The organism is Paraclostridium dentum (assembly GCF_048568265.1).
In the GTDB taxonomy this organism is placed as follows: domain Bacteria; phylum Bacillota; class Clostridia; order Peptostreptococcales; family Peptostreptococcaceae; genus Paraclostridium; species Paraclostridium dentum.
The window spans coordinates 2,203,633-2,228,713 of record NZ_CP183813.1; the positions used below are offsets into that span (position 1 = coordinate 2,203,633).

General features: G+C 27.3%; 22 protein-coding genes and 1 riboswitch. Of the genes, 3 read left to right on the forward strand and 19 right to left on the reverse strand.

Annotation, left to right across the window (positions count from 1 at the left end):
- Nucleotides 1-7 precede the first annotated feature (7 nt).
- The gene (locus tag ACN6I1_RS10120) at nucleotides 8-454 is read right to left on the reverse strand and encodes a MarR family winged helix-turn-helix transcriptional regulator (protein ID WP_021429767.1); all 447 of its coding nucleotides are present in this window, start codon (nucleotides 452-454) and stop codon (nucleotides 8-10) included.
- 273 nt (nucleotides 455-727) lie between these two features.
- On the opposite strand from ACN6I1_RS10120, the gene ACN6I1_RS10125 reads away from it, so the two are divergent.
- Nucleotides 728-1,783 (forward strand): PTS sugar transporter subunit IIC, encoded by a 1,056-nt coding sequence (locus tag ACN6I1_RS10125; protein WP_332840958.1) that lies wholly within the window; start codon nucleotides 728-730, stop codon nucleotides 1,781-1,783.
- A gap of 39 nt (nucleotides 1,784-1,822) precedes the next feature.
- On the opposite strand, the gene ACN6I1_RS10130 is transcribed toward ACN6I1_RS10125, so the two are convergent.
- From ACN6I1_RS10130 to modB, 4 genes are all read right to left on the reverse strand, one after another.
- Nucleotides 1,823-1,969: a hypothetical protein gene (locus tag ACN6I1_RS10130; RefSeq protein WP_021429609.1), complete on the reverse strand. Its 147-nt coding sequence runs from the start codon at nucleotides 1,967-1,969 to the stop codon at nucleotides 1,823-1,825.
- A 186-nt stretch (nucleotides 1,970-2,155) separates the two neighbouring features.
- On the reverse strand, nucleotides 2,156-2,986 hold the full coding sequence (locus ACN6I1_RS10135) for a DegV family protein (protein ID WP_419741826.1): 831 nt from the start codon (nucleotides 2,984-2,986) through the stop codon (nucleotides 2,156-2,158).
- 27 nt (nucleotides 2,987-3,013) lie between these two features.
- Nucleotides 3,014-4,060, reverse strand: a complete 1,047-nt coding sequence (locus ACN6I1_RS10140) for a sulfate/molybdate ABC transporter ATP-binding protein (protein ID WP_419741827.1) — start codon at nucleotides 4,058-4,060, stop codon at nucleotides 3,014-3,016.
- 1 nt (nucleotide 4,061) lies between these two features.
- On the reverse strand, nucleotides 4,062-4,736 hold the full coding sequence (gene modB, locus ACN6I1_RS10145; protein WP_419741828.1) for a molybdate ABC transporter permease subunit: 675 nt from the start codon (nucleotides 4,734-4,736) through the stop codon (nucleotides 4,062-4,064).
- A gap of 213 nt (nucleotides 4,737-4,949) precedes the next feature.
- On the opposite strand from modB, the gene ACN6I1_RS10150 reads away from it, so the two are divergent.
- Both ACN6I1_RS10150 and ACN6I1_RS10155 read left to right on the forward strand, forming a co-directional pair.
- A complete protein-coding gene (locus ACN6I1_RS10150; protein WP_419741829.1) occupies nucleotides 4,950-6,176 on the forward strand; it encodes an NAD(P)-dependent oxidoreductase in 1,227 nt (408 codons plus the stop codon).
- A 64-nt stretch (nucleotides 6,177-6,240) separates the two neighbouring features.
- Nucleotides 6,241-6,978 carry an NAD-dependent protein deacylase gene (locus tag ACN6I1_RS10155; RefSeq protein WP_419743305.1) on the forward strand — a complete coding sequence of 246 codons (738 nt, stop codon included), beginning with the start codon at nucleotides 6,241-6,243 and terminating at the stop codon, nucleotides 6,976-6,978.
- Nucleotides 6,979-7,116: 138 nt separating this feature from the next.
- Here ACN6I1_RS10155 and ACN6I1_RS10160 read toward each other — a convergent pair whose 3' ends face one another.
- The 14 genes from ACN6I1_RS10160 to ACN6I1_RS10225 all read right to left on the reverse strand — a co-directional run bounded on the left by ACN6I1_RS10160 (nucleotide 7,117) and on the right by ACN6I1_RS10225 (nucleotide 25,077).
- Complete coding sequence (locus tag ACN6I1_RS10160; RefSeq protein ID WP_226887881.1) at nucleotides 7,117-8,061, reverse strand: polysaccharide deacetylase family protein; 945 nt, start codon at nucleotides 8,059-8,061, stop codon at nucleotides 7,117-7,119.
- A 249-nt stretch (nucleotides 8,062-8,310) separates the two neighbouring features.
- On the reverse strand, nucleotides 8,311-8,472 hold the full coding sequence (locus ACN6I1_RS10165; RefSeq protein ID WP_419741830.1) for a hypothetical protein: 162 nt from the start codon (nucleotides 8,470-8,472) through the stop codon (nucleotides 8,311-8,313).
- 132 nt (nucleotides 8,473-8,604) lie between these two features.
- Nucleotides 8,605-9,177 carry a xanthine phosphoribosyltransferase gene (locus tag ACN6I1_RS10170; protein ID WP_035115056.1) on the reverse strand — a complete coding sequence of 191 codons (573 nt, stop codon included), beginning with the start codon at nucleotides 9,175-9,177 and terminating at the stop codon, nucleotides 8,605-8,607.
- A gap of 97 nt (nucleotides 9,178-9,274) precedes the next feature.
- Nucleotides 9,275-9,376: riboswitch (purine riboswitch) on the reverse strand.
- 22 nt (nucleotides 9,377-9,398) lie between these two features.
- Nucleotides 9,399-11,027 (reverse strand): EAL domain-containing protein, encoded by a 1,629-nt coding sequence (locus tag ACN6I1_RS10175; protein ID WP_419741831.1) that lies wholly within the window; start codon nucleotides 11,025-11,027, stop codon nucleotides 9,399-9,401.
- A gap of 75 nt (nucleotides 11,028-11,102) precedes the next feature.
- Nucleotides 11,103-12,134 (reverse strand): glycoside hydrolase family 113, encoded by a 1,032-nt coding sequence (locus ACN6I1_RS10180; protein WP_419741832.1) that lies wholly within the window; start codon nucleotides 12,132-12,134, stop codon nucleotides 11,103-11,105.
- A gap of 9 nt (nucleotides 12,135-12,143) precedes the next feature.
- Nucleotides 12,144-14,210: a cellulose biosynthesis cyclic di-GMP-binding regulatory protein BcsB gene (locus tag ACN6I1_RS10185; protein WP_419741833.1), complete on the reverse strand. Its 2,067-nt coding sequence runs from the start codon at nucleotides 14,208-14,210 to the stop codon at nucleotides 12,144-12,146.
- Nucleotides 14,211-14,221: 11 nt separating this feature from the next.
- Complete coding sequence (locus ACN6I1_RS10190) at nucleotides 14,222-15,478, reverse strand: glycosyltransferase (RefSeq protein ID WP_053831591.1); 1,257 nt, start codon at nucleotides 15,476-15,478, stop codon at nucleotides 14,222-14,224.
- A 2-nt stretch (nucleotides 15,479-15,480) separates the two neighbouring features.
- Entirely contained in the window at nucleotides 15,481-17,106 is a 1,626-nt protein-coding gene (locus ACN6I1_RS10195) for a DUF2334 domain-containing protein (RefSeq protein WP_419741834.1), read from the reverse strand.
- Nucleotides 17,096-17,944, reverse strand: coding sequence for a GGDEF domain-containing protein (locus tag ACN6I1_RS10200; protein WP_419741835.1), 849 nt, complete (start codon nucleotides 17,942-17,944; stop codon nucleotides 17,096-17,098). The genes ACN6I1_RS10195 and ACN6I1_RS10200 overlap by 11 nt, the downstream gene beginning before the upstream one ends.
- A gap of 161 nt (nucleotides 17,945-18,105) precedes the next feature.
- A complete protein-coding gene (locus ACN6I1_RS10205; protein ID WP_419741836.1) occupies nucleotides 18,106-21,276 on the reverse strand; it encodes a ligand-binding sensor domain-containing protein in 3,171 nt (1,056 codons plus the stop codon).
- 27 nt (nucleotides 21,277-21,303) lie between these two features.
- A complete protein-coding gene (locus tag ACN6I1_RS10210) occupies nucleotides 21,304-21,873 on the reverse strand; it encodes a hypothetical protein (protein ID WP_419741837.1) in 570 nt (189 codons plus the stop codon).
- 272 nt (nucleotides 21,874-22,145) lie between these two features.
- The gene (locus tag ACN6I1_RS10215; RefSeq protein WP_419741838.1) at nucleotides 22,146-23,162 is read right to left on the reverse strand and encodes a biotin-dependent carboxyltransferase family protein; all 1,017 of its coding nucleotides are present in this window, start codon (nucleotides 23,160-23,162) and stop codon (nucleotides 22,146-22,148) included.
- On the reverse strand, nucleotides 23,162-23,857 hold the full coding sequence (gene pxpB, locus ACN6I1_RS10220; RefSeq protein WP_419741839.1) for a 5-oxoprolinase subunit PxpB: 696 nt from the start codon (nucleotides 23,855-23,857) through the stop codon (nucleotides 23,162-23,164). Before pxpB ends, ACN6I1_RS10215 begins: the two co-directional genes overlap by 1 nt.
- Nucleotides 23,858-23,886: 29 nt before the next feature.
- Nucleotides 23,887-25,077: an NRAMP family divalent metal transporter gene (locus ACN6I1_RS10225; RefSeq protein WP_419741840.1), complete on the reverse strand. Its 1,191-nt coding sequence runs from the start codon at nucleotides 25,075-25,077 to the stop codon at nucleotides 23,887-23,889.
- Between the last annotated feature and the right edge of the window lie 4 nt (nucleotides 25,078-25,081).

The following is a 25,081-nucleotide window of genomic DNA, read 5'->3' on the forward strand; positions in this document are numbered from 1 at the left end:
ACATACCCTAGCTTTCTTTTATAAGTATTTCTTCTAAGTTTTTTATAGAATCCATAAATTTATTACGATCTTCTTCATTTAATTCCAAGAATCTTGATTCTAATCTAGTTCCTAATGCTTCTAAAAAGTCTTTAGCTATCTCTTCACCTGAAGTTGTTAAGTTTAATATATATTTTCTTCTGTCTCTTGAATCTCTTGTTCTAGTTAGGTATCCCTTTTTAGTTAAGTCATCTACCATAGTAGTAAGACTTCCTTTTTCTATATTTAATTTTTCGCATAAGTCCGTCATTGTTATTTCCCCATTATTATTTATGAATACAAGTGCTCTTAATTGTGTTCTGTTTACATTTATATTTGCGGCATACTCTTTTAAAGACTCTAAATATAGACTAGCATGTATCTTAGGAAAAGTTTTTGATACGAAGTCTATAATTTCTTTTATTATTTCATTCATTTCTTCACCTCCACCCCCTTAAAAGTATTGTCAAATTCTAGTTTACACTAATTCCTTTGTATAGACAACACCCAAAAACAGCAATCTGATTGTGTTGCAATTTTAACATTATTTTTCAAATTTGATTTTATTTTCTAACTCTTTCTACATTTTTCTACATTTAAACTATTTACAAAATTAATTTTATATAATATAATTGAATCATAACCGCAAAAAGCGGGAAAACAATAACAAGCATTTATTTATTTTAATCAACGAGGAGGAAAACTTTTTATGATGCAAATTATAACGAGTACGGCACTATTATTAGTTGTACTGGCATTATTCACTTTATTCAGTTACAAAGCACCTCACGGTATGAAAGCTATGGGTGCACTAGCAAGTGCTGCTTGCGCAAGTTTCTTAGTTGAAGCATTCCACGCTTCATTATTTGGACAACAATTCGGAATCTCTTTCTTAGAGCAAGTTGGAGCTGCAAACGGTAGTTTAGGAGGAGTTGCTGCTGGTATATTAGTACCATTAGCTTTAGGAGTATCTCCAGTTTATGCAGTTTTAGTTGGTTTAACAGTTTCAGGATTCGGAATACTTCCAGGATTCGTTGCAGGATACTTAATATCATTCGTTGTTAAGTTCTTAGAGGAAAAAACTCCTGCTGGTCTTGACTTAATAGTTATAATATTAGTTGCTGCTCCATTATCAAGAGCAATAGCTATGTTTATGAACCCAATAGTTAATGATACATTAATGCAAATAGGACAAGCTTTAACAGCTGCTTCTACATCTTCTCCAATATTCATGGGTATAATACTTGGAGGATTAATAACAGTTGTTGCTACTGCTCCATTATCATCAATGGCATTAACATCTATAATAGGTTTAACTGGTCTTCCAATGGCAATAGGTGCATTAGCAGTATTTGGTTCTTCTTTCATGAACTTTGTATTCTTCTCTAGAATGAAGTTTGGTGATAAGAAAGATACTATAGCTGTTGCTATAGAGCCATTAACTCAATCAGATATAATATCTGCAAACCCAATACCAGTATTCACTACTAACTTTATAGGTGGAGCATTATCAGGTGTTGTAGTTGCTTTAATAAGTACTTACGTTGCACCTCTTGCAATAAGTGTTCCAGGTATGGCTACTCCAATAGCTGGTTTCGCTGTAGCAGTTGGACAAAACGGAACTCCTGCTTTAATGGCTGCTGCTGGATGTATAGTAGTAAGTATATTCGCTGGATTCTTAGGACATACAATATTCAAGAACTACAAAATAGTTACTGCTGATATAATACGTGGTAACGGAAATGACGAAGATACTGCTGCTTAGTCAGCATATTATAAAAGCACATCATATGATGTGCTTTTTTTATGCGCAAAAAATTTCAATGTCTAGTTTTGTTGATTCTTCTATTTGAATCTCATTAAAAACTTCTTTCATTACAGGCTCTTCTCCTTGTCCTCCATATATAAATATGCCTAAAACAGTGATACAGCAAAGCGCATATAACTTCATAATTCTCCCCTCCCACATAAATTGTATACGAATCGCAATCAATTGACTACAAATACACCAAATATAATGGTAATTTTTTAACAAATCGCCAGTTTAGCTAACATATCTCAAATTTCATTAAAGATAAAAAAGCATAAGTCCAATGACCTATGCCTAATTTTTATCTTTTAAATTTATAGCACTTATCTATCTAACACAAAATACACTTAAAATTCCTGGACCTGCATGAGCGCCTACACAAGATCCTACATCTACTATTGAAATTCCATTAGGATTTAACTCCAAAGTTGCAAGATCCTTTAATTTACTCATATCCTGATTACAATCACCATGTCCTATAGCAATTTCTTTTCCTTCTCCACAATATTCTTTAGTCATATCTACCATCTTAGAAAATATATGTTTCTTTCCTCTTACTTGCGCCACCGGTGTTACTAGCCCATCTTTAACTTCTAATATAGGCTTTATCCCTAACATATTTCCTATAACAGCCTTAGATGATGATATCCTACCACCTCTTTGCAAGTATTTTAAGTCATCTACAGAAAATACTACATACATATTCTCTTTCATATATTCTAATTTATTTAAAATATTATCTATACTAGCACCTTCTCTAGCCATTTGTGCAGCTTTAACAACTTGCATCCCACAGCCATATGAAAAGTTCATAGTATCAAAAGTATATATTTTACCATCCGTATCATTTTTTGCCATTATTGCACTTTGATATGTTCCTGTAGCCCTAGATGATCCTGATATGTATAAAATTTCTCTACCTTCATTTACAAATTTATCAAATACAGATTTAAATTGAGAGTATGTAGCTTGTGATGTTTGAGGCATTTTTCCATCTCTCAACATATCATAAAATTCTTTAGGCGCTAAATCTATACCATCTCTATATTCTTTATCATCAAATCTAACAGTCAACGGAACCATTTCGATATCATACCTATCCCTTAACTCTTTTGATATATCAGATAAACTATCACATACTATCTTTAAATTATTCATTGCAACTCCTCCTTTGTTTTGAATTTTCTAAAAAAAGCAGATTTTTTCTTTATTAAAAATCACTTTTATCGAGTCACCTATAATTGTATTTATATCATGTTTCTTAATATTCATATAAATAACAGCTGCATTACTAAACTTCTCATTTTTTATTACAATAGTAAAGTCAAAAGGATTTTCTGTAATATTTATAACTTCCATATAAATCTCATCACTCCTTCTATTATCACTAATTTTTATATCATATTCACGTATACATAAATATTGTAAATTTTTATATTGGTTTGCATTGTCTATATCAATATTTAAATTCCAATCTATTGCATAAATCAAATTATCATTTATAAATTTAAATCTTGATATATTTTTAAACCCTGTTAATTTTGCTTCTTTTATAGATTTCGGATTATTGAATAATTCATATTTATTTCTTGTTACTACTCCAACACCTTCATCATATACAACTATATCCTCACATACTCTATAAGCTTCATTTATATTATGTGTTACAAATATTGTGCTCCCCTTATATCTGTTCAGTATAACTCTTAAGTTTTCTTCAATTTCACCTCTTAAATGGTAATCTAACGCTGATAATGGTTCATCTAAAAGTAATATATCTGGTTCTTTCGCTAAAGCTCTTGCCAATGCTACTCGTTGCTGCTGCCCTCCTGATAGTTGATTTGGTAAATTATTTTTCACTTTTTCTAAATTAAAATCTTCTATGTATTTATTACAAATTAAATTTTTGCTTTTTTTATCTATATTTTTTAATCCTATTTCTATATTTTCATATACAGTCATGTGAGGAAATAACGCATAGTTTTGAAATACAAAGCCCACATTTCTTTCTTGAGGTTTTAAATTTATATTTTTCTCTGAATCATATAAAACTTTACCATTCAAAGTAATTCTACCTTTATCTGGATTTTCAAGTCCTGCTATGCATTTCAAAGTCATGCTTTTGCCGCACCCAGACTCGCCTAATAATCCTGTAATTTTATTTATTTGGTCTATAAATACCCTTAGCTTATAATTTTTTAAAGTTTTTTCTATATCCACATATAAAGACATTTTAATTCCCTTTCCCAAATTTTTTATCTCTAGATTTAGATATAAAATTTGATATAGTTATTACAATCGATGAAATTCCAATGATAATCATAACCCAAATCATAGCTTTATTCATATCACCACTTTCAACTGCAAAAAATATTGCAATAGGCATAGTTTGAGTTTTTCCAGGTATATTGCCAGCAATCATAAGTGTCGCTCCGAACTCTCCAATGGCTCTTGCAAATGATAAAATTACAGCTCCGATTACCCCAGGGTATGATATTGGTAACATTATTTTCATAAATATTTCCTTCTCACTAAGCCCTAACGTCTTTGCTGCAAATATCATGTTATTGTCTATTTGCTCAAATGAACTTTTTAAACTTCTATACATTATAGGAAAAGATACGATTACAGCTGAAATTACAGTAGCTGTCCATGTGAATATAAGATTTATATCTATTGTTTTAAGTATCATTCCCACAGGTCCATTTTTTCCTATTATAATTAATATAAAAAATCCTACTACTGTGGGAGGTAATACAAGTGGTAAAGTTAGTATAGTATCTATCAAACTTTCATATCTTCCTTTATACCAAAATATTTTATAAGATATAATAATACCTAAAATAAAAGTTATTAAAGTTGCCACAAGTGATGTTTTGATAGATATAATTAATGGCGAAATATCCATATATTGCTCCAATCTAAAATATTAAAAGATTATAAAATTTCTTCATAACCTTTTTACGCTTTATTAATTTATACTTTTTATTATATATTCAGCTCATTTCTTAGTCAAATATATGCGTTTGTTTATATATTTTTACATTTTCCGACATTTTACCTATGTTATAAGTACTTATTCTGGGGTATAATAATAGATATTAATATAGGTGGTGATTTTTTGTTAGATTTAAATTTAGAAGCTAATAGATGTTTAGTTTGTAAAAATGCTAGATGTAAAAGTGCTTGTCCTATAAGTACAGATATACCTACTGTAATAAATTTATATAAAGAAGGTAAAATAAAAGAAGCTGGTGAACTTCTATTTAATAATAATCCTCTTTCTGCTGTTTGTGCAATTGTTTGCCCACATGAAGATCAGTGTGCTGGTAATTGTATAAGAGGAATTAAAGGAGAACCAATTCAGTTTTATAAAATAGAAGAAGAAATTTCTAAAAACTATTTAAAAGATGCTGATTTTTCGAATATAAGCAAAAACGGAAAAAACATTGCTATAGTTGGATCTGGCCCTGCTGGTCTTACAGTTGCATTTGAGTTAGCAAAAAAAGGCTATAATATAACTGTGTTTGAGAAAAATGAGCAGCTTGGAGGAATTCTTAGATACGGTATACCTGAATTTAGGCTTCCAAGAGAAATAATTGATAATTTAATCAATATACTAAAAAATATGGGAGTTAAGTTTAAAATCAACGCTACAGTTGGTCCTATACTTACATTAGACAAGTTACTTGAAGATGGATATGATTCTATATTTATAGGTACTGGAGTTTGGAATCCAAGAAGATTAGAAATAAAAGGAGAAAGCTTAGGTCATGTACACTATGCTATCGATTACCTACGTTCTCCTAAAAATTACGACTTAGGAAATAAGGTTGTTGTTATAGGTGCTGGTAATGTTGCTATGGATGCTGCTAGAAGTGCTAAGCATTATGGTTCAAAAGATGTTTTCGTAGCATATAGACGTGACTTTGACAATATGACAGCAACTAAAGCTGAAATTCATGAAGCTATTGAAGAAGGTGTAGAGTTTATGACTTATAAAGCTCCTATAAAAATAGTTAATGAAGGTATAATTTTAGCTGATACTAAAAAAGTAGTTAATGAAGATGGGACTACTTCTTTAATTACTGTAGAAGATAGCGAAAAGTTATTTAAGTGTGATTCTATACTAGTCGCAGTTAGCCAAGTTCCTAGAAATACTATTGTTTCTAATAACAAAGGCTTAGATGTTAATAATAGAGGACTTATTATGACAGATAATAGTGGACATACTACTCGCGATGGAGTATTTGCTTGTGGCGATGTTACTCATGGTGCTAAAACTGTTATAGAAGCTGTTGTAGCTGCTAAAATTGTTGCTACCTCTATAGATGAATATTTAAAGTAATGTTTATTTCAAAATAAATCTTACTTTAGATACAATAGTATTCTACTGAAAAAAGAGGTGTTTTATCGTGAATAAAGAAGAAAAATTAGTTGATATATTGAGAAATAGTGATAATATAGTTTTCTTTGGTGGCGCTGGAGTTTCAACAGCATCTAATATACCTGACTTTAGAAGTTCCAACGGATTATTTAATGAGAAATTAAATATTACTTTAACTCCAGAGCAATTAGTTTCTCATACTTTTTATTTAAAATATACTAAGGAATTTTTTAATTTTTATAAGAAAAAACTTATATATCCTGATGCAAAACCTAATAATGCTCACATTGCTTTGGCTCAACTTGAAAAAATGGGTAAACTTAAAGCTGTAATTACTCAAAATATAGATGGGCTTCATCAAATGGCAGGTAGCAAAAATGTATTTGAACTTCATGGTTCTGTACATAGAAATTACTGTGTTAGTTGCAATGAGTTTTATGACTCTAATTTCATTCTTAATTCAAAGAATGTCCCAACTTGCACTAAATGTGGAGATACAGTTAAACCTGATGTAGTTCTTTATGAGGAAGGTTTGGATGATTCTATAATAAAAGGATCTATTAATGCTATATCTAAAGCTGATACTTTAATTATCGGAGGCACATCACTTGTAGTGTATCCTGCAGCAGGACTTATAGACTACTTTAAAGGCAAGAATTTAATCCTTATAAATAAAAGTACTACTCATGCTGATAATAAAGCTGATTTAGTTATAAATGATAGTATTGATATAGTATTATTTAATGCCTTAAATAAAATTTAATAAATTTAATTAATATAGAGATTTTGTATATACAACTTAATCTCTATATTTTTATTTTAAATAAAAATATAGAGGATACAATGTAACTTTATATACATCGTATCCTCTTCTTTTTAATATATAATTAATTAATCTTCACTATACTAATACTTTAAATTGATATCCATTATCTTTATAGTATTTTATTAATTGTGGAAGAGCTTTTGCAGTATTTTCTTTACCATAAGTATCATGCATTAAAATAACTACCATTTCTTTTCCCTCTGAAGTTTTTACTGCATAGTTGTATAGTTCTTCAGGTGATTTCTTTTTACCTTCAGCATCTCCACTTAAGGCATTCCAATCTATTGCAGCCATACTGTTAGCAGCCATATATTCATCTAAAGGTTCCATACCTTTCCATGACATATGTCCACCTGGACATCTTATAACCTCTGTTGAGAAGTAAGGTCCTAAAACTCTTTTTAATATATCATCAGTCTTTTTAAAGTCGCCTTTGAAAGCTTCTAAGTCTAATGTTCTATTTGGGTATAATATACCATAATCATGGCTATATGAGTGATTTGCTATTGCATGTCCTTCTTCAAATTCTTGCTTTAGTAAATCTTCAGCTTTCTTTCCACCACGTTCTATATTAGATCCTGTTACAAAAAATGTAGCTTTAACATCTTCATCTTTTAATGTTTTTAATATCTCTGGAGTAACTGTAGTTGATGTTCCATCATCAAAAGTTAAAAATACTACCTTTTCTCCATTGTTTGAATAGTCTCCACTTTTTAATTTCTCTGCAACTTTTTCGGCACTATAGCTGTAACTTTCTGCTCCATGCTTAACTCCGATCATTTTCTTTTTAGCTTCTTCTTCTTCTTTACGTTTTTGTTCTTCTGCTGCAAGTCTTTTCTCCTCTGCAACTTTTTCCTCTTGTTTTTCTTTTATTGTTTCATCCACATAAGCTTTAACTTTATTAAAAGAACCAAATATAACTACACATACTACCATTAGTAAAAATGCTCTTTTAACATTTAGTTTTGCCCGTTTCTTATTTTTATTAGAGCCAGAAAAAATATTGTTATTTTTTTTCATAACTTCCCCCTTACTGTCACTTAATGTCACTTTTTATTATATATACATTATACTCTAATTAATCCATTATGTGTATTACAGCTTCGTAACAACTATTTCAAAATGGTAACATATTGAAAAAATTAAAACAAATTTAATAATTTTATTCCTGTTTTTTAAATTTTATTAAATAATTATATATTATTTTTAAGTTTTATTGGTTTATCTAATGCGTAAAAAAACTGCATACGCAGTTTGTTTTAATACTAATTAACTTTTTTCTTTTCCGATTTCTTCGTTTTCACTGTAATTGTATACAATGCTTCCAAACTCTTGTTGATATCTCATAGTCGTATTTATAATTATATAACCTAACCCCAAAAATATAAAAACTAAGGTAATCCCAATTACCAGTTTTATCTTTAGCCTCATATGGGACCTCCCCTTTTTTCCATTTTTTACCTAATTAAATTATATAACATTTTCTGACTATTTAACAGAAATTATTATCTATTTTTTTCTACAAATTAATGCATAAAAAAAAGCTGGTTAAAACCAGCTTTTTTATTTAAACTTTATTTGTCCATTTTCTATCGACTCTAAAACTACTAATGATTGTAAATTTATATTTTTTTCATCTAAAAGTTTAGCCCCATCTTGGAATCCTTTTTCTATAACTATTCCAACTCCAACCAAGTTAGCTTGAGCTTGCTCAACTAATTCATTTAAACCTATTGCAGCTCTTCCATTTGCTAAAAAGTCATCTAAAACTAATATGTTTTCACCTTTATTTAAATACCTTTTTGAAACTCTTATTGTATAATTTTTAGCTTTAGTAAATGAATATACTTCAGATTCATAAACATCTTTATCCAAATTTTTAGATTCAACTTTTTTTGCAAATACTACAGGTACATTCCCAAAATGTTGAGATGCTATAGATGCTATAGCTATACCTGAAGCTTCTATTGTAAGTATTTTATCTATTTTTTTACCTTCAAATCTTTTTGAAAACTCTTTTCCTATTTCATTTAAAAACGCTACGTCTAATTGATGATTTAAAAAACTATCTACTTTTAATATATCATTACCTGAAATTCTTCCTTCAGTTAATATTTTTTCTTTTAACTTTTCCATAAATATGCCTCCAAATTTTAGTATACTGCATAAATAATGTTGAGAAAGTTTAAAAAAACTCCTGTCTAAAAAGACAGGAGTTGTATTTACTATAAAAAATAATAAACAAACTTCCTGTAGTCAAATCATTTACGGTGATTTGGTAGAAACTCTTGACCCTTATCGTCAAATTTATACAGATATTGTAATCAGTTTATCTAATTATAAATCATTAGTATGTATTAATCAATATTTATTTTATTTATCTCATTTATGCTAAGTGGTTTAAAATAATAATATCCTTGTATATACATCTTTTCATTTTTTATGTTTTTTATAAAATCTTTTTGACATTTATATTCTACGCCTTCACATACAATGGACTTATTCGTGGCTTTACATATATTAGATAAAAATATAATAATTTCCTTTACAAAAATGGAACTTTCTATACTATCTATAAAGTATTTATCTATTTTAACTATATCAAAATCTAATTTTTCTAATATATCTAAATTGGAATATTCAACACCAAAATCATCTATAGCTATCATAAATCCACATTTTTTTAATTTTTCTATAGACCTATTTATTTTGCTTAAATCATTTATCCCCACTTTTTCTAAAATTTCTATACATATGCTATGCTTTTTCATATTCATTAAAGTTGATATATCACATATTTGTTTTATAAATGTATCATTTTCAATTTCATTTAAAGACATGTTTAGTGATATATAAAATTCATCGTTTTTAATATTATTGTATTTTTTTATAATGTCATAATCATTTATTGCAAGTTTTAATATATGTAATGAAGTTTCAAATAACATATCATTGTTTTCAATCTCTTTTATAAAAAAATAAGGTGTTAGTATTTTATTATCTTTTCTCAATCTCAACAACCCTTCAAATCCAATTATTACATTTTTTTTAGGATTTACTATAGGTTGGTAATATAAAAAATATTTATTTTTCTTCAAATCTTCTCTTATGATTTTTTTCATCTTGCACTTTTTAATATATGGTAATTTTTTTTTATAAAAAATATATGCTAAAAATGCAACAATACTTAATCCTATTAAAATAATTATTTTGAAATTACTTTTATACCTACTCTCTCCTTTATTGAAGTATATATCTTTAAGGTTATCTATCGGACTATATTTTTGTTTAGAATATAACTTTAACTTCTTATCTATATCTTTTACAAGTTGTTTATTTTTTTTATTTCCAGCTATGTAAACAGGTCCTGTTGAATATTCAAAAATCTCATTCATATCACTTAACTTTGTATTATTTATATGAGAAATAGTAGCATCAATTTCATTTTTTATTAGTAAATCATCAAGTTCTTTATAAGATTGAGCTTCAACAGGAATTACTTTTATATCCCTATTTTCTAATAAATCCATTATCCATTTCGAGTTAGTCTCTCCAGGTATATATCCAAATCTTAAATTGTTTAAACCTTTTATGTTACCATAGTCTATAGGCTTATTAGTATATACTCCATAAGTTTCTAAAGTTATATAGCTATCTGTAAATTCAAATTCATTATCTCTATCTTCTGTTCTATTAATTCCAATAAGTAAATCTAAATCTCCATTTTTTAACATACTCATTGCTTGTAAAATATTGGTATATTTATACTCATATTCAATTCCCAAATCGTTGCATATAGTGTCTAATATATCGTTATAATATCCAGTTGGATTTCCTTTGTCTATATAAAAATACGGGTTATAATCATAAAATCCAACTTTTATAACTTTATTTTTATATGGTTTCTCCTGTGAATATATATTATTATCAATTATGGGTATTAATACTATGAGAATAACTAAAATGTTACTTATTTTTTTAAGCATAATTCTCTCCGTTTCAATCGTTTTGTATTTAATAATAATATTATCTTTAATCTTTCCTAACCATATATTCCCATTTTATTCATACCATAGTTTAATAAAATTCATACTCTCTTTTGATGGGTAAAACATTTTATCTTTACTTTTTTCTCCTACAGCAAAAATAGAAAACCCTTTAATATACTTTTCATTGTCAAAGGCTATTTTATATGCGTTAAAACATCTAGCTTGCTCATCTCCATTTACCAAGTCAGATACATTATTGTTCCAAGGGTGTGTTGCCGCATATTCAAGTCTTGGAAATCCTAATTCCCCTAAAAAAATTTTTTTATTATATTTATTTGCAAAGTTCTCAATTTCTTGCTTTATATTTTGATTTCTATTATTTACTGTAGAACTATTGATGCATTTAACCAACTCATCAACTGTATTTATAGGCTTATCACTAAGCTCAAAATAAGCTGCAATAGATATAAAATCTACTTTCGAAAACAATTTGTTATTTAATTTTTTATTATATAATTCTTTACTTTTAAGATCCCATTTAGCAGTGTACCACCATGAAGTTTTATATGTTACAAGTCCTTTGAATCTCTTTTTCGTAAAGTCTATTATGTCACACCACTGTTGTTCATAAGATTCAAGCTTACTGAAATTAGATGCTGTATTTATAATATCTACTTTACATGGAACTGCTACCTCATCAATTAGCTCACTTAATATACTTTTCCAATCATTAAAAAATTGTTTTTTATCTTTAGGATTATATTCAGTTTCATATTTACTACCATTGTCAATCCATGGAAATGCTTCTAATATTACTGTTTTATTATTTTTTTTCAAAATTTTAATAATCTGTATGGCCTTATTTTTACTATATTCATCTATAATCATTTTGTTAGATTCTAAAGAAGGTATTTTTATAACTATAGGTACATTTACAGTATTTGCATTTAACATTTTTATATCTTGTAATGCCTGATTAATTTCATAATCTGTAGATAAATTTACTGAATTTAATTTATCTGGTACTTCTGCTTTATCATGTCTATATGCAACTATGCCTCCACATAAAGCTAATATAAGTGTTAAAATTATTACCTTTTTCAAGAGTATCAACTACTTTCTATATTTTAATATTAATAATATAGCTGATATTATTACAGTTAAGAATAAAAATCCTGCAATAAGTACAAATGTTAAACTTGATTTTTCTAATTTAAATTTAGCAGAGTTATCTTCGGGTTCTCCATCTCTTGTGTTGTTTTCTTTGAAACTTATATCCTGAATACCTCCATCTCTATTTACTACAGCTGCATCCCCTTTTAAATCTCTGGTTAAATTGTTATCAGATAAATACCTTACTGATGAACTCAAGCTATTTTTATCTAAAGAAGATACTATAATAGCTGAATTTGATTTACTATAAGGTGAATTTATAAGTTGTATTGTTGATAATTGTTTTGAATATTTATCATCTAAAAATTTAATCTTATCATTATTTTCAAATCCACTAAAATTCTTATCAAATTTAATGTATAAGTCTTTATTTATATCTTTTAAAATACTATTGTCATCTGGAGTTCCTATAACTATAAGATTTCCTTTTTTGTTCGTGTTTAAAAATTCACTATCAGTTAATACATTTAAATTTCCTGTATTATAAACTGCATCTCTTCCCATATTTCCAATTATATTAGCTATGTTACTTAAATCTGAAGAGTTTAAATTCTTAGAAACAACTACATTTATATCATTTGCTTGTTGATTATCTATAAAAGGATACGGATAACTTTTGAAATTCAAACTATCATTGTCTTTAAAATCAAACTTTATAAATGAACTATCCAAAATATAAGCCCATGGGTTATCTGTATCTCTTGTAACGCACATTAAATCTTTTAACTCTAAATTAAATTCAACTTTTATTTTATAATAATTTTTACCTAAAACATCCGTTGGAAGATTTACTTCTAAATTATCATTATCTGCTTTTTCTAAAGATAATTTTTTACTTGAAATAGGCTTATCATTTACATATACAGTAACTAATGATCTTTCAAAATCTAAATTTTTAGCGTATCTAAACTTTAAATTCAAAATTGATCCAGCCGTACTTATTTTATGTTTAGGTATAGATACATCAAAGTTAGTTTCTTGTGAAAAAGGTCCCTTAAGTAAAAAATCATTATACCCTAAGTCATTTAAAGTTAATTTATTTTTAGTATCTTTTTTTATATCTGAAACATCTTTATTTTCATCAATTATGAAGCTACTACTATTTAATTCATTTAACAGCTCATTATTACATATTAATTTAGTTGCATTTTTAAGAGCTTTGATATTATCTGAGATTATTAAAATCATTCTTTTGTCTTTATTAAACGGAGAAATTACTTGCTTTATAACAGCTTTATTTTTAGCCTGATTTTTTTCGTCATTGCTTAGTAAATTCAAAAAATCTGTAGATGTATCATTTGTTCCACCTACATAGATAATATTATTATTGTATTCTTTTAAATTTGACTTTAGTTTTACATCTAATTTGAAATTGTCAGCTTTTAGTTTTTGTCCCATATTTAAGCTTAAATTCATTATGGAGCTTAATTCATTACTATTATACTTATCTGGTAATACAAAAGTTGTATCTACATACTCCTCATTACCTATATTTGTAAATGTACTATTATAGTCTTTTATTTCATTTGAGTTAGATTTTAATGAATAATTCAATTCTATATCTGATTGTTTATGTATTACTAACCAATTTGCAGTATTAGAATCATCTCTACATATTTTATCTGATATAGTTTTATATGCTTTTATAGAAATGCTATTATATCCTGGTTTTACAAGTTCTTTAGGAATGTTAACTTGCCATTTATCCTGATATTTTCTATCTCCATCTAACCTTTTTGAGCTTACAGGCTCTCCATTAATAAATACTGTAATGGTTGAATAGTTTACATCCAATAGCTCACTTTTTGTATATACTAAATTTAATTTCAAATCCTTAACATCCCAATTTTGAGATACATTAAAAAATCTTTCGGTGCTTCCAATAACACCATTTATAGTCACGTCATCTTGAAATTTATATGCTTTTACATCTTCATTATCTGCAAATATCAAACTAATATTAGAAAAAGTTAGTATTAACGATAATGCTATAGTTATTATTCTCATTAAGTACCTCCCTAGAACCTTTCTGTTTTATACCATTTAGCTTCTCTTTTTAAAAATACATCTTGGAAATGTCCAAACATACCCTTAATCGCTACTAATAGCCACATTTGTGAATATGTGAAGTACATAATTGCAACTAAAAATATATTTTCAAGTCCACTTTCTCCTTTTTCCATAGATAAAGTTATGCTAACTTGCAAAATAAATAGGATATATGATAATACCCATACAATCCAAAAGTTAAACGGTATATTGACCTGTACTATATTAAATAAGCTTAAAACAAATATACAGTCTGATATTACAACTGAAGTTAAAAATAAAAAATATACTGAGAAGAAATATACTATATCGAATAATACTCTATTTTGCTTACCTTTAAATATATTTTTTATATACTTAACTAGTACATATATATTTCCTTTAACCCATCTAGTTCTCTGCTTTATCCATACATTTATAGTCTCTGGCTCTTGTTCCCAAGTTACAGCTTGAGGAACATACGTTATTCTTTGCCCTAATTTATAAATTCTAAAACTTATCTCTGTATCTTCGGCTATTGCTTTCGTATCCCATCCACCTAACTGCTCAATAGTTGTTTTTCTTAATACAAAGTTAGTTCCTGGTATCGTACAAAGCCCTAATAATTGTCTTCGTCCTGCTTGAGCTATCCATTGAAAACTCAATGTTTCTATATTTATAAATTTTGTTAAAATGTTTTTATGTTTATTTCTAGTTCTAAATTTTCCAATAACAGCACCTAACTTATCATCTTTTACTATGGTTTGGATTAAATATCTAAGTGCTGTTTTTTCTGGAGTGTTATCTGCATCATATATTGCAATAAACTCTCCTATTGCTTCTTGATATCCAATATTTAGTGCATTTGATTTTCCTTTACCTCCAGTAATATTATCTGTATTTATAATGGTAAAATTATATTTTTTGTATTTATTTTTTATACTCTGAAGTATATCTTTAGAATCATCACTTGAATTATCATTTATCACTATCAATTCCATCTTATCTCTAGGATAATCTAATAATAATAATGACTCCACAGTTTTTCCTATAACCTTTCCCTCATTATGAGCTGGAACTAATATAGATACAAATGGATATTCTTTTAATCTTTCATCTTTAAAATTAAGATTTTTAAGATAATATACATATCCACTTGCAGCTAAAAGAATATTTATAAAAAGTATTGCCCATATAGATATTAAAGAAAATAAAAATAAGTAATCTACTATAGTAAATCTATTCATAACTATCTCCTTCTAAATTTTCGTCTATTTATAAATCTAAAGAATATAAATATTATCGTAAATACAACCAATACAGCAGACACAAATATTACGATTATCTTATTTATATTAGACATAGAGTTTTCAAAGTTCATCTCAGATTTAGATTTTTCATTTGACTTATTCTTATCATACGTAACATCTATTTTGCCATCTTTCGACTTTATATTTATATCATCAATTTTTACATAATTATTTATATCTTTTAAATTTAAGAACTCTGCATCATTGTCTTTTAAGTAAGATATAACTTGTTTTAAATAATCTATATTCATATAAGGATGAAAGAAAAAACCTCCAGTGTATCCTCTTACCATAGAAAGTTTATAAAAGTTATTCTTTATAATATCTATTGAAAACTTATTGTCTCGTTCTATATATCCTAAATTCTCAGGAATTAAAATGTTGAAGTTTTTACTTCCTTCTATGATATATGGAAAACTACTTGTCGCAAAGTTTTCGTTATTGTTTTGATATTGACCAACATAAGTTGAAAAATATTTTTTTAATTCTGTATAGCCATTTTGATCCATAGCATAGTGAGGCGCTTCAAATGCGAGAGGGTAAATACCCTGTTCTACACACAATCTTAATCCACTTAAAACTCTATACTTAACATAGTTCTCCATATTTTCAGATATAGGCTCATCTTTTTCCATATCCCAAAACTCATATCCTTCCCCTGAAATCTCTCTTTTGTCTAAAGAATGCATATATCCATGTAGAATAACGCTACCACCTCTATCTTGCATATACTTTATAGTTTGTATAAACTCTGGATCATCTTTTATGGTATTTATTTTACCAGTTTTGCTATCTACATACGCTGGAATTAATGCTATCATAAAAGGTATGCCTTCAGAGTATAAATAGTCTGCAATCTCTTTTAGGTTATTTTTATCTCTAAATAAATGCACATCCTCAATCCTTACAAATACTTTACCTTTTTCAAAGTTTTTTATATTATAAAAATCATTTAAAGTATCTTCAAATATGAAGGACTGATCTATTTTGTACTCTGCAATGAAATATAAATTTTTATTGTTTATAACATAAGGATATTCATTATAAGAATCTTTCATAGTTGCTAATACCTTATTACTCTCACCCCTAGTGTTAACTACATCAAAATAATCACTTCCAGATATAGTTAGTTTTTTCCCTTTATAATTTAATTCATTTATGCTATTTACCTTTTTATCATATATTAAATCATACTTTTTACTATAGCTTAAAAAGTCTTCAATTCTATTTCCTATCCAATATATACTGTTTTTATAATTTGCTAAATCATCTAGCAAATCAGTATTATTTATTTCATTTTCTATATTTATTACAAATACTGAATCATATTTTGTTAGATTTCCTTTTTTGTAATCATTTACATATATATTATCTACACTTTTGTTAAACCTATATAAAAGTTCATTTAAGTGATTTACTACATTTTCTTTATACGAAAATGTCTTTTGATTTTCATATATTATTAGAGCTTTTTCTTTTTTCTGTATGTCTGCAAAAACTATGCTGCTACTGCTAAAAACTAATAAAACACTTAGAATTATAGCAATATATTTTTTACACATCATACTGAAGCTCCTCTTCACATAAATTTTTAAATTCTATAGAACCATTTATACTTTCCTTATATTCAACAATAGCTATTTTTGTATCTATGTCTATATATGACTTTCCTTGATTTAATTCTAAATTTAATTCACTTATATTTTTTTTAATTCTTTCTTTTACTGTGTTTGCACCGTCAAAATCGGTATATGGCATTATAATCCCTATCATGTCACTTTCCAAGTAATATCTCTCATCTTCAGATCTTGTAGAATCTATTATTATATTGCTTACACTTTTAACTAAGTTATATGTTTTTTCTTCTCCAATTATTTTTCTAATTTCTTTATAATAAGGAAGCTTTATCATCATTAGTGTTAGCTTATTTTTGTGTCGATTTGATTTACTCATTTCTTTTTCTAAAGTAGAATAGAAATGTTTAATATTTCCAAGACCTGTTACTTCATCAACTGTAACAAGATTTTTATATTTGTCTTTTAATACTTTGTTATCTTTTTGAAGTGCTAAAATAACATTAGATAACCTTCCACTAGTCATACATATGATAGGCATACTCAACATCCAAATATAAGATATATAGTTTATATCTATATTCAATACTGTATTTCTATAAAATATTAAAGATGCATATAAAAATATTGCTACTGATGTTAATATAAGCCCAAATATAATGCCTCCTATATATGTTGTTATCGAAATTAAAAATGTAATTCCTAGCATGATAAAATTCAATAAAAAATTAGTATTTTCTTTTGATATAAATAATATCACTACAACAATAAATAATTCTAATACTAGTGCTATCATATACGAGTCTATTTTCTTTGATAACTTATCCATTTTCCCCTCCTATTTATATTTTTTACTTAATTAATCATGTGTATATTATACTCCTTTTTTTACTTTTTTCGCGTTTTTTCGATTTTTTTTAACATTTTTTGCCTTTAAAACTTCTAAAATAAAAAATAGAACACACTTAGTGTATTCTATTTTTTATTTAGTTATTCAATTGGTAGTATTATAATGAATTTACTACCTTTTCCAAATTCACTTTCAATATAAATCTCTCCTCCATGTAGGTTTACTATTTCTTTAGTTATCGTAAGCCCTAATCCACTGGAGTTTTGAATTTCTTCATTTGCATCTACTACTTGCCTAAATCTGTCAAATATAATCTTTTTATGTTCTTCATCTATTCCAATTCCATTGTCCTTTACATATATCTCTACTTCATTTATATGATCTTTTATACCTAATTCTATAGTTCCACCTTCTGGTGTGTATTTTACAGCATTACTTATTAAGTTCTCTATGCATCTTTTTATTTCTATTTTATCAAAGCTAACTATTTTTTCTTCTATCTCTGGATCTATTATCAGCTCTATTCCTTTACATTCTACATGATTTTTCAGCCTTAAAGCTTCATTTTCTATAACCTCAACTATGTCTTGCTTAGTTTTATTGATTTTATATTTTCCATATTCTATTTTTTCTATATCCATTAAATTTGTAATTAATTCCAACAGTCTCTCTGCATTTTTATTAATTACACTCATATGATACTTTAGATTGTCTTTACTTAAACCTTTTTTATCAAGCATAATACTTATTAGCTGTTCAGTTGATGATATAACATTTAATGGAGTTCTTAATTCATGAGACAAGTTTACAAAATAGCTATTTTTTTTCTTTTCTAAACTTAAAACTTTATTAAATAATTTTTCATTTTTTTCAATTTCCTTTGTAAGTGCCTTTGTTCTTTTATTTACCATAGAGTCTAGTAACTTTACTTTACTATCATAGTATAAAATAGCAAATATGCATATAATTCCATAGATAACCATAGCTATTTTACTTTTCCAAATTGGAGGTTTTATAGAAAATTTAATTGTTTTTTCATTAGATTCAGCTACATTATTGTTTATTGCCTTAAGCTTTAAAGTATATTTACCCGGGTTTAAATTTACCAGGTTTAATTTATTACTTTTAACATCTTTAAAGTCTTTGTCTACTCCCTCTATCTTATAATAATACTTAGTATCCCTCATATTCTTATAGTATGGTAAAAACATCTCTATACTTATATTATTTTCATTGAATTTAAAGTTAACATCCTCAATACTGTTATATCTTTTATCATTTACATATATATCTCCTATAGATAAGTCTATATAATATTTCTTCTTCTTTAGCTCTTCACATCTGAATGAGTTTAAGCCGTTTGTTCCTCCAAAGAAAATTTCACCATCGTCACTTATATTAAATGATTTTCCATTAAATTCTCTTCCTTGTAATCCATCTACTATATCAAAATTTGTAAACTCATTTTTTTTGTAATCAAATTTTGATAATCCGTAATTTGTACTTACCCATATATGATCTGATTTATCTATAACTATTCCGTATATAGTATTATTAGGCAATCCATCTTCCATTGTGTAAACTTCAAACTTTTCTGTTTTTGGATTAAATTTATTAAGTCCATAATTTGTACCTATCCACAAGTTACCTTGTTTATCTTCATTTATAACTCTTACAGAATTATTACTTATAGAATTTGAGTCATTTTCTCTCATCCTGTATAATTTTGTTTTTTGAGTCTTAGGATCAAATTTTAAAAGTCCCCCATCTAAAAAATATCCTATCCAATATATTCCATGTCTATCTTTATAAATACATCCATTTAATTTATCTTCTATATTATATTTAGATGACAAACTAGACATATCTACTATTTCACCTGTAGATATATTTAATATTACAACCCCTTCAGTTGTTCCTAGCCATACTTTATTATCATCATCGATAATCACACTTCTTATATTACTATTTTTTAAACCAGTATCTTTATTGTACACCTTTAACGTTTTTTCTTTTTTATTTATTACATTCAGTCCATCATCTGTGGAAATTACTATTATGTCTCCTTTTCCCTTTATATCATACACTTTGTTACTACTTAACCCATCTTTTCTTTTTATATAATAAGTTTTTTCCTTTTCTCTATTTAAAACCGTTACTCCTTCCGAATTTGTTCCAACCCATAGCACACCATCATTATCTTTATAAACCCCACTTACCATATTATCTGAAATGGATGTCTTATCTTCTGGATTTGGATCATGTTTATAATAATTTATATTAGTCTTTGAATCAAATATACTTATCCCAGAATAAGTACCAAGCCATAGAAGACCACTTTTATCTTCCATTATGCAAAATATTAAGTTATCGGTTAACCCATTTACATCGTACTTTCCCTTTTGATAAACTCTAAACTTATCTTTTAACTTATCGTATTTTACTAGTCCCGAGTCTGTAGCTATCCAAAGTTCTTTATTTTTATCCTGTAATATGTCTCTTATAGATGAATTTTTATCAATTCCTTCTGGAGGGTCATACTCTTTTATTTTATTTGTTTTTGTATTTATTTTATATAGATTTTCATTTCTAGTCCCAATCCATAAATTTTTATCCCCATCAAAATAAACTTTGTATACAGTTAAATCTTTTCCACAAGTATCTTTAGTCAAAAATTGTTCAACCGTTTCATCTTTTTTATCAAATTTATATAGTCCCTTTTTAGTCCCAATCCAATAGTTACCACTATCATCTTCAGTTATATCGTATATATGTTTACTTTTTAATTCAGTCAAATTTTTAATTGCTGGTTTAAACTTATCATTTTTTTCATCATATATATCTACACCATTTGCTGTTGCAATTAAAACCTCACCATCTTTGTTTATTAAAATATCATAAACACTGCTATCTGATAAATTCCCATTATCTTTGCTATTATAGTAGTTTTTTATAGAATCAGTTTCAGTATTTATTTTACTTACCCCTCCTATAGTTGCAACCCACAAATTGCCTTTCTTATCTTCTTTTATATCGATAATATAACTATTTGCTATTCCTTTTTTGGGGTCTTTTTTTTGACCATACACTTTAAATTCATATCCATTGTAAACATTTAGTCCATCATTTGTTCCTATCCATATTCGCCCTTTACTATCTTGTTCTATTGCTTGTACTGTTCCCTGAGATAATCCTTGGTTTATAGTTATATTTTTAAAATTTATACTTTCTTGTGCATTAGAAATATCAACTCTGAGTATCATTACAAAAACTATAGATATAAATAGTTTTAAGTATTTTATTCTTTGCATAAATTTTTTCTCCTAAATATTTACTTATTAATCGCTGTGTAGACCTTCAGTATAGTTTAAAATTTTTTTATACTTTAATCTTGGGTAACTATCACTTATAAGTGCATAGTTCGAAAGCTTATTTCCTATCCATCTAGAATGTATTTTGCTATATATCCTAATTGATGCTAAAAATATTTTGCAATCCGGACACGTATATATATGATGTATCCTTTTATTTTTCTTTTTAAATTCGGTATCTATATTATATGCTCTAATTTTGTAAAGCATATGACTATTGCAGCTAGGACATATATATATAGATTTATAATACAGTGAATTTTTTTTAAATTCAGAGGTATAACAGTCTTCTTCATTTAATGATTTAATTTCTTTTATTCTATCACTAGACTTAGCCCAATCTATTTTTTTTAAAAACCCTTTACCTCCAGATTCAAAATCAGACTTATCCAAGCAGTCTTTATTTAAATTAAATTCTTTTAAGTAACTACATCCTGCATACTTTCTATTTAAATAGCTTTTGTTATTTTCTGCTATGTAATTTTTTTCATTACAGTTAGAATTTTCCCGTCTAAATAAATCAAATTTTATTTTCATGGAATCACTCCTTTAATACTTTTGTTATTACTACGAGTATACACTTTTTAACTGTAAGTTTTTGTCGAAATTAGTATTTTTTTAAAATTTTGTACAGAATCTTAAAAAAATACTATTAAATATTTAAATTTAAAATAACAGGCATTATGAGTAGCGTTAAGGTTTGTCCTAAATATAGGGATTGTGAAATGTTATGAGTAAAATAAATAAAAAAATTACCAATATATAATTATATATTGGTAATTTTTTTATTTATTAAAAGTTGTTAAAATTCAACGTATTTCTTCACATACAGTACTATAATTAACCCCATTTAAATTTATACTGTAAAATTTTTCATTCACTAATTCAAACTTTTTTATATTGTTCTTAATTTCAGAAATTTCATCTTCATATTTTTTTAAAGTTCTATGCGCCTCATATATATCTACTTCTTTAAATTTAACTTTATCTCCTGGTTTACATTGAGCTAATTTGCATAGATCTACGCTTATAACATTAGCTATTTTTGTATAACCTCCTACTGTCTGTCTATCCGACATCATAATAATAGGATTTCCATGTCCTGGAATTTGAATTGCCCCAAACGCTATTCCATCTGAAACTATATCTGCACCATCTAAATGATTAATTTTATCCCCAGATAATCTATACCCCATTCTGTCACATTCATTTGTTATAGTATATACAGAGTTATAAAAAGTTTTTATATTTTTTGAGTCAAACATATTATCTTGTGGTCCCCTTATTGCTCTTAATATAATTTCTTTATCATACTCTTTTACATATTTTTTAGGCAAAATTGAGTTTATATTCCCATCAAATTTTAAAAGTCTTATATAGTCTTCATCTATGAGTTCCCTACCTTTATATCCTCCTAGATTACCTTTTATATACGTTGACTTACTCCCCATAACAATAGGTACGTCTATTCCTCCACCAAATGCAATATAAGTTCTACATCCATTTTTCATCCCAGAAAAAGATAATATGTCTCCGCTACTTACAATATAACTTCTATACATATCAATTCTAATTCCATTTAACATAGGGCCTAAATCTCCACCAGTTATTGCTATAATAGATTTCTCATCGAACTCTATAGTAGGGCCAATTATTAATGATTCTATACATGCTTCATATTCATCATTTCCAACTAATACATTTGCAACTCTTAATGAATAATCATCCATTGCTCCAGAAACAGGAACCCCATATTGTTGAAACCCTATTCTAGGACCACCTTGAATTAAGCTTAGTAATCCTTTATTTAAAACTTTAGCTCCCACTAATTAGCTCCCCCTTCATTTAAAAATGTATTGAACTCATCCTTTGTTATAGGTGTAAACTTCACATAATCTCCTGCTTTTAATAATATAGGATTTTCTCTTTTAGGATTATACAATTTAATAGGTGTTCTTCCTATTAATTGCCATCCTCCAGGACTCTCTATAGGATATACTCCTGTCTGTTTTCCAGCTATACCTACAGATCCTTCCGGTATTTTAACCCTTGGATTATCTAACCTAGGAGTCTCTAGTTTGCTATTCATTCCCCCTAAATATGTAAACCCAGGAGTAAATCCTAACATATAAACTAAGTATTCAGCTTCACTATGAAGTCTTATAACATCTTCAATGCTTAATCTATTATGTTTTGCAACAGTATCTATATCAGGACCACAGTCATTTCCATACAAAACAGGTATCTTGATTATATTTTTTTCTCTTTTATCTAAAATTTTCAAATTAAATTCTATATTTTTTACTGAGTTTATAAGATCATTAAATGTTATTTTTAAAGGGTTATAAATTATCATAAGAGATCTATATGTTGGTATCATCTCATATATAGAATTAATCAAACTAGACGATTCTATATTCTTCATTAAATTTATAACTTTTCTATTTATATCTTCATCTATAATATCTCCAAATTCAACTACTATAGCTTTATCTCCTGCTAACAAGTATTTTGTTTCCATAACTAATTTTATCCCCCCAAAAAGTATTTTTAAAATAACTTCGTTATATCTTTAAGCGATATCAAACCACCTACAGCAGTAACTATTACTACTAAAACCCCTAAAATTAATAACCATTTTGGATGCTTATATTCACCCACAATTTCTTTGTTTTTAGATGCTAATAGTATAACGCCTAAGGTAATAGGAAGAATCAATCCATTTAAAGACCCAGCTAAAATAAGTAAACTTGCTGGCTTTCCTACTGCTGCCATTATTAATGTTGAAATAAATATAAACAAAATTATAAATTTATTTTCATGTTTATCTATTAACGGATGAAGCGTTTTTATGAAAGAGACAGATGTATATGCAGCTCCAATAACTGATGTTATACTAGCACTCCATAATACTAATCCAAAAAATTTATATCCTAAATTTCCAGCTCCATATTTAAAAGCTGATGCAGCTGGATTTTCAGGATCTAAACTTAATCCTTGTGAAACAACTGCAAATACCGCTAAAAATAATAAAATTCTTACTATAGTTGCTACACTTATACCTAATATCGAAGATTTTGTTACATCCTTTAAATTCTCTTCTCCTGTTATTCCCGCATCAATAAGTCTGTGTCCTCCTGCAAAAGTTATATATCCCCCTACACTACCGCCTAAAAGAGTTATTATTGGAAAAATCAATCCACCTGGGTTTTCTGGAATAAATGTTCCTTTTACAACTTGATACATATCAGGTTTGTTTATTATAGCAACATATCCTACTACAACTATTACTATAATTGCTAATAATCTTGTAAATCTGTCTATTATTGTCCCAGATTCTTTTATTAAAAAAATTGCTATAGCTATAAATCCACATACTAAAGTAGATATTGTAACATTGGCATTAAACATTACATTTACCCCAAGTGCTGCTCCCCCTACATTTCCAATGTTAAATGCAAGTCCTCCTATTCCTACTAATATAGCTATAAAATAACCTAATCCCGGCAAAACCTTATTTGCTATATCCTGGCCTCTAAGCCCAGATACTCCTATTATTCTCCACACATTAAGCTGTGCTCCAACAAAAAATATAGTAGTCATTAAAACTACAAAGCCAAAACTAGCTCCATATAACTCTGTAAATTTAGCTGTTTGAGTTAAAAAACCAGGTCCAATAGCTGAAGTAGCCATTATAAAAGCAGCTCCCATAAGAGCTGTCAAGTTTTTTTTATTATACATAAAT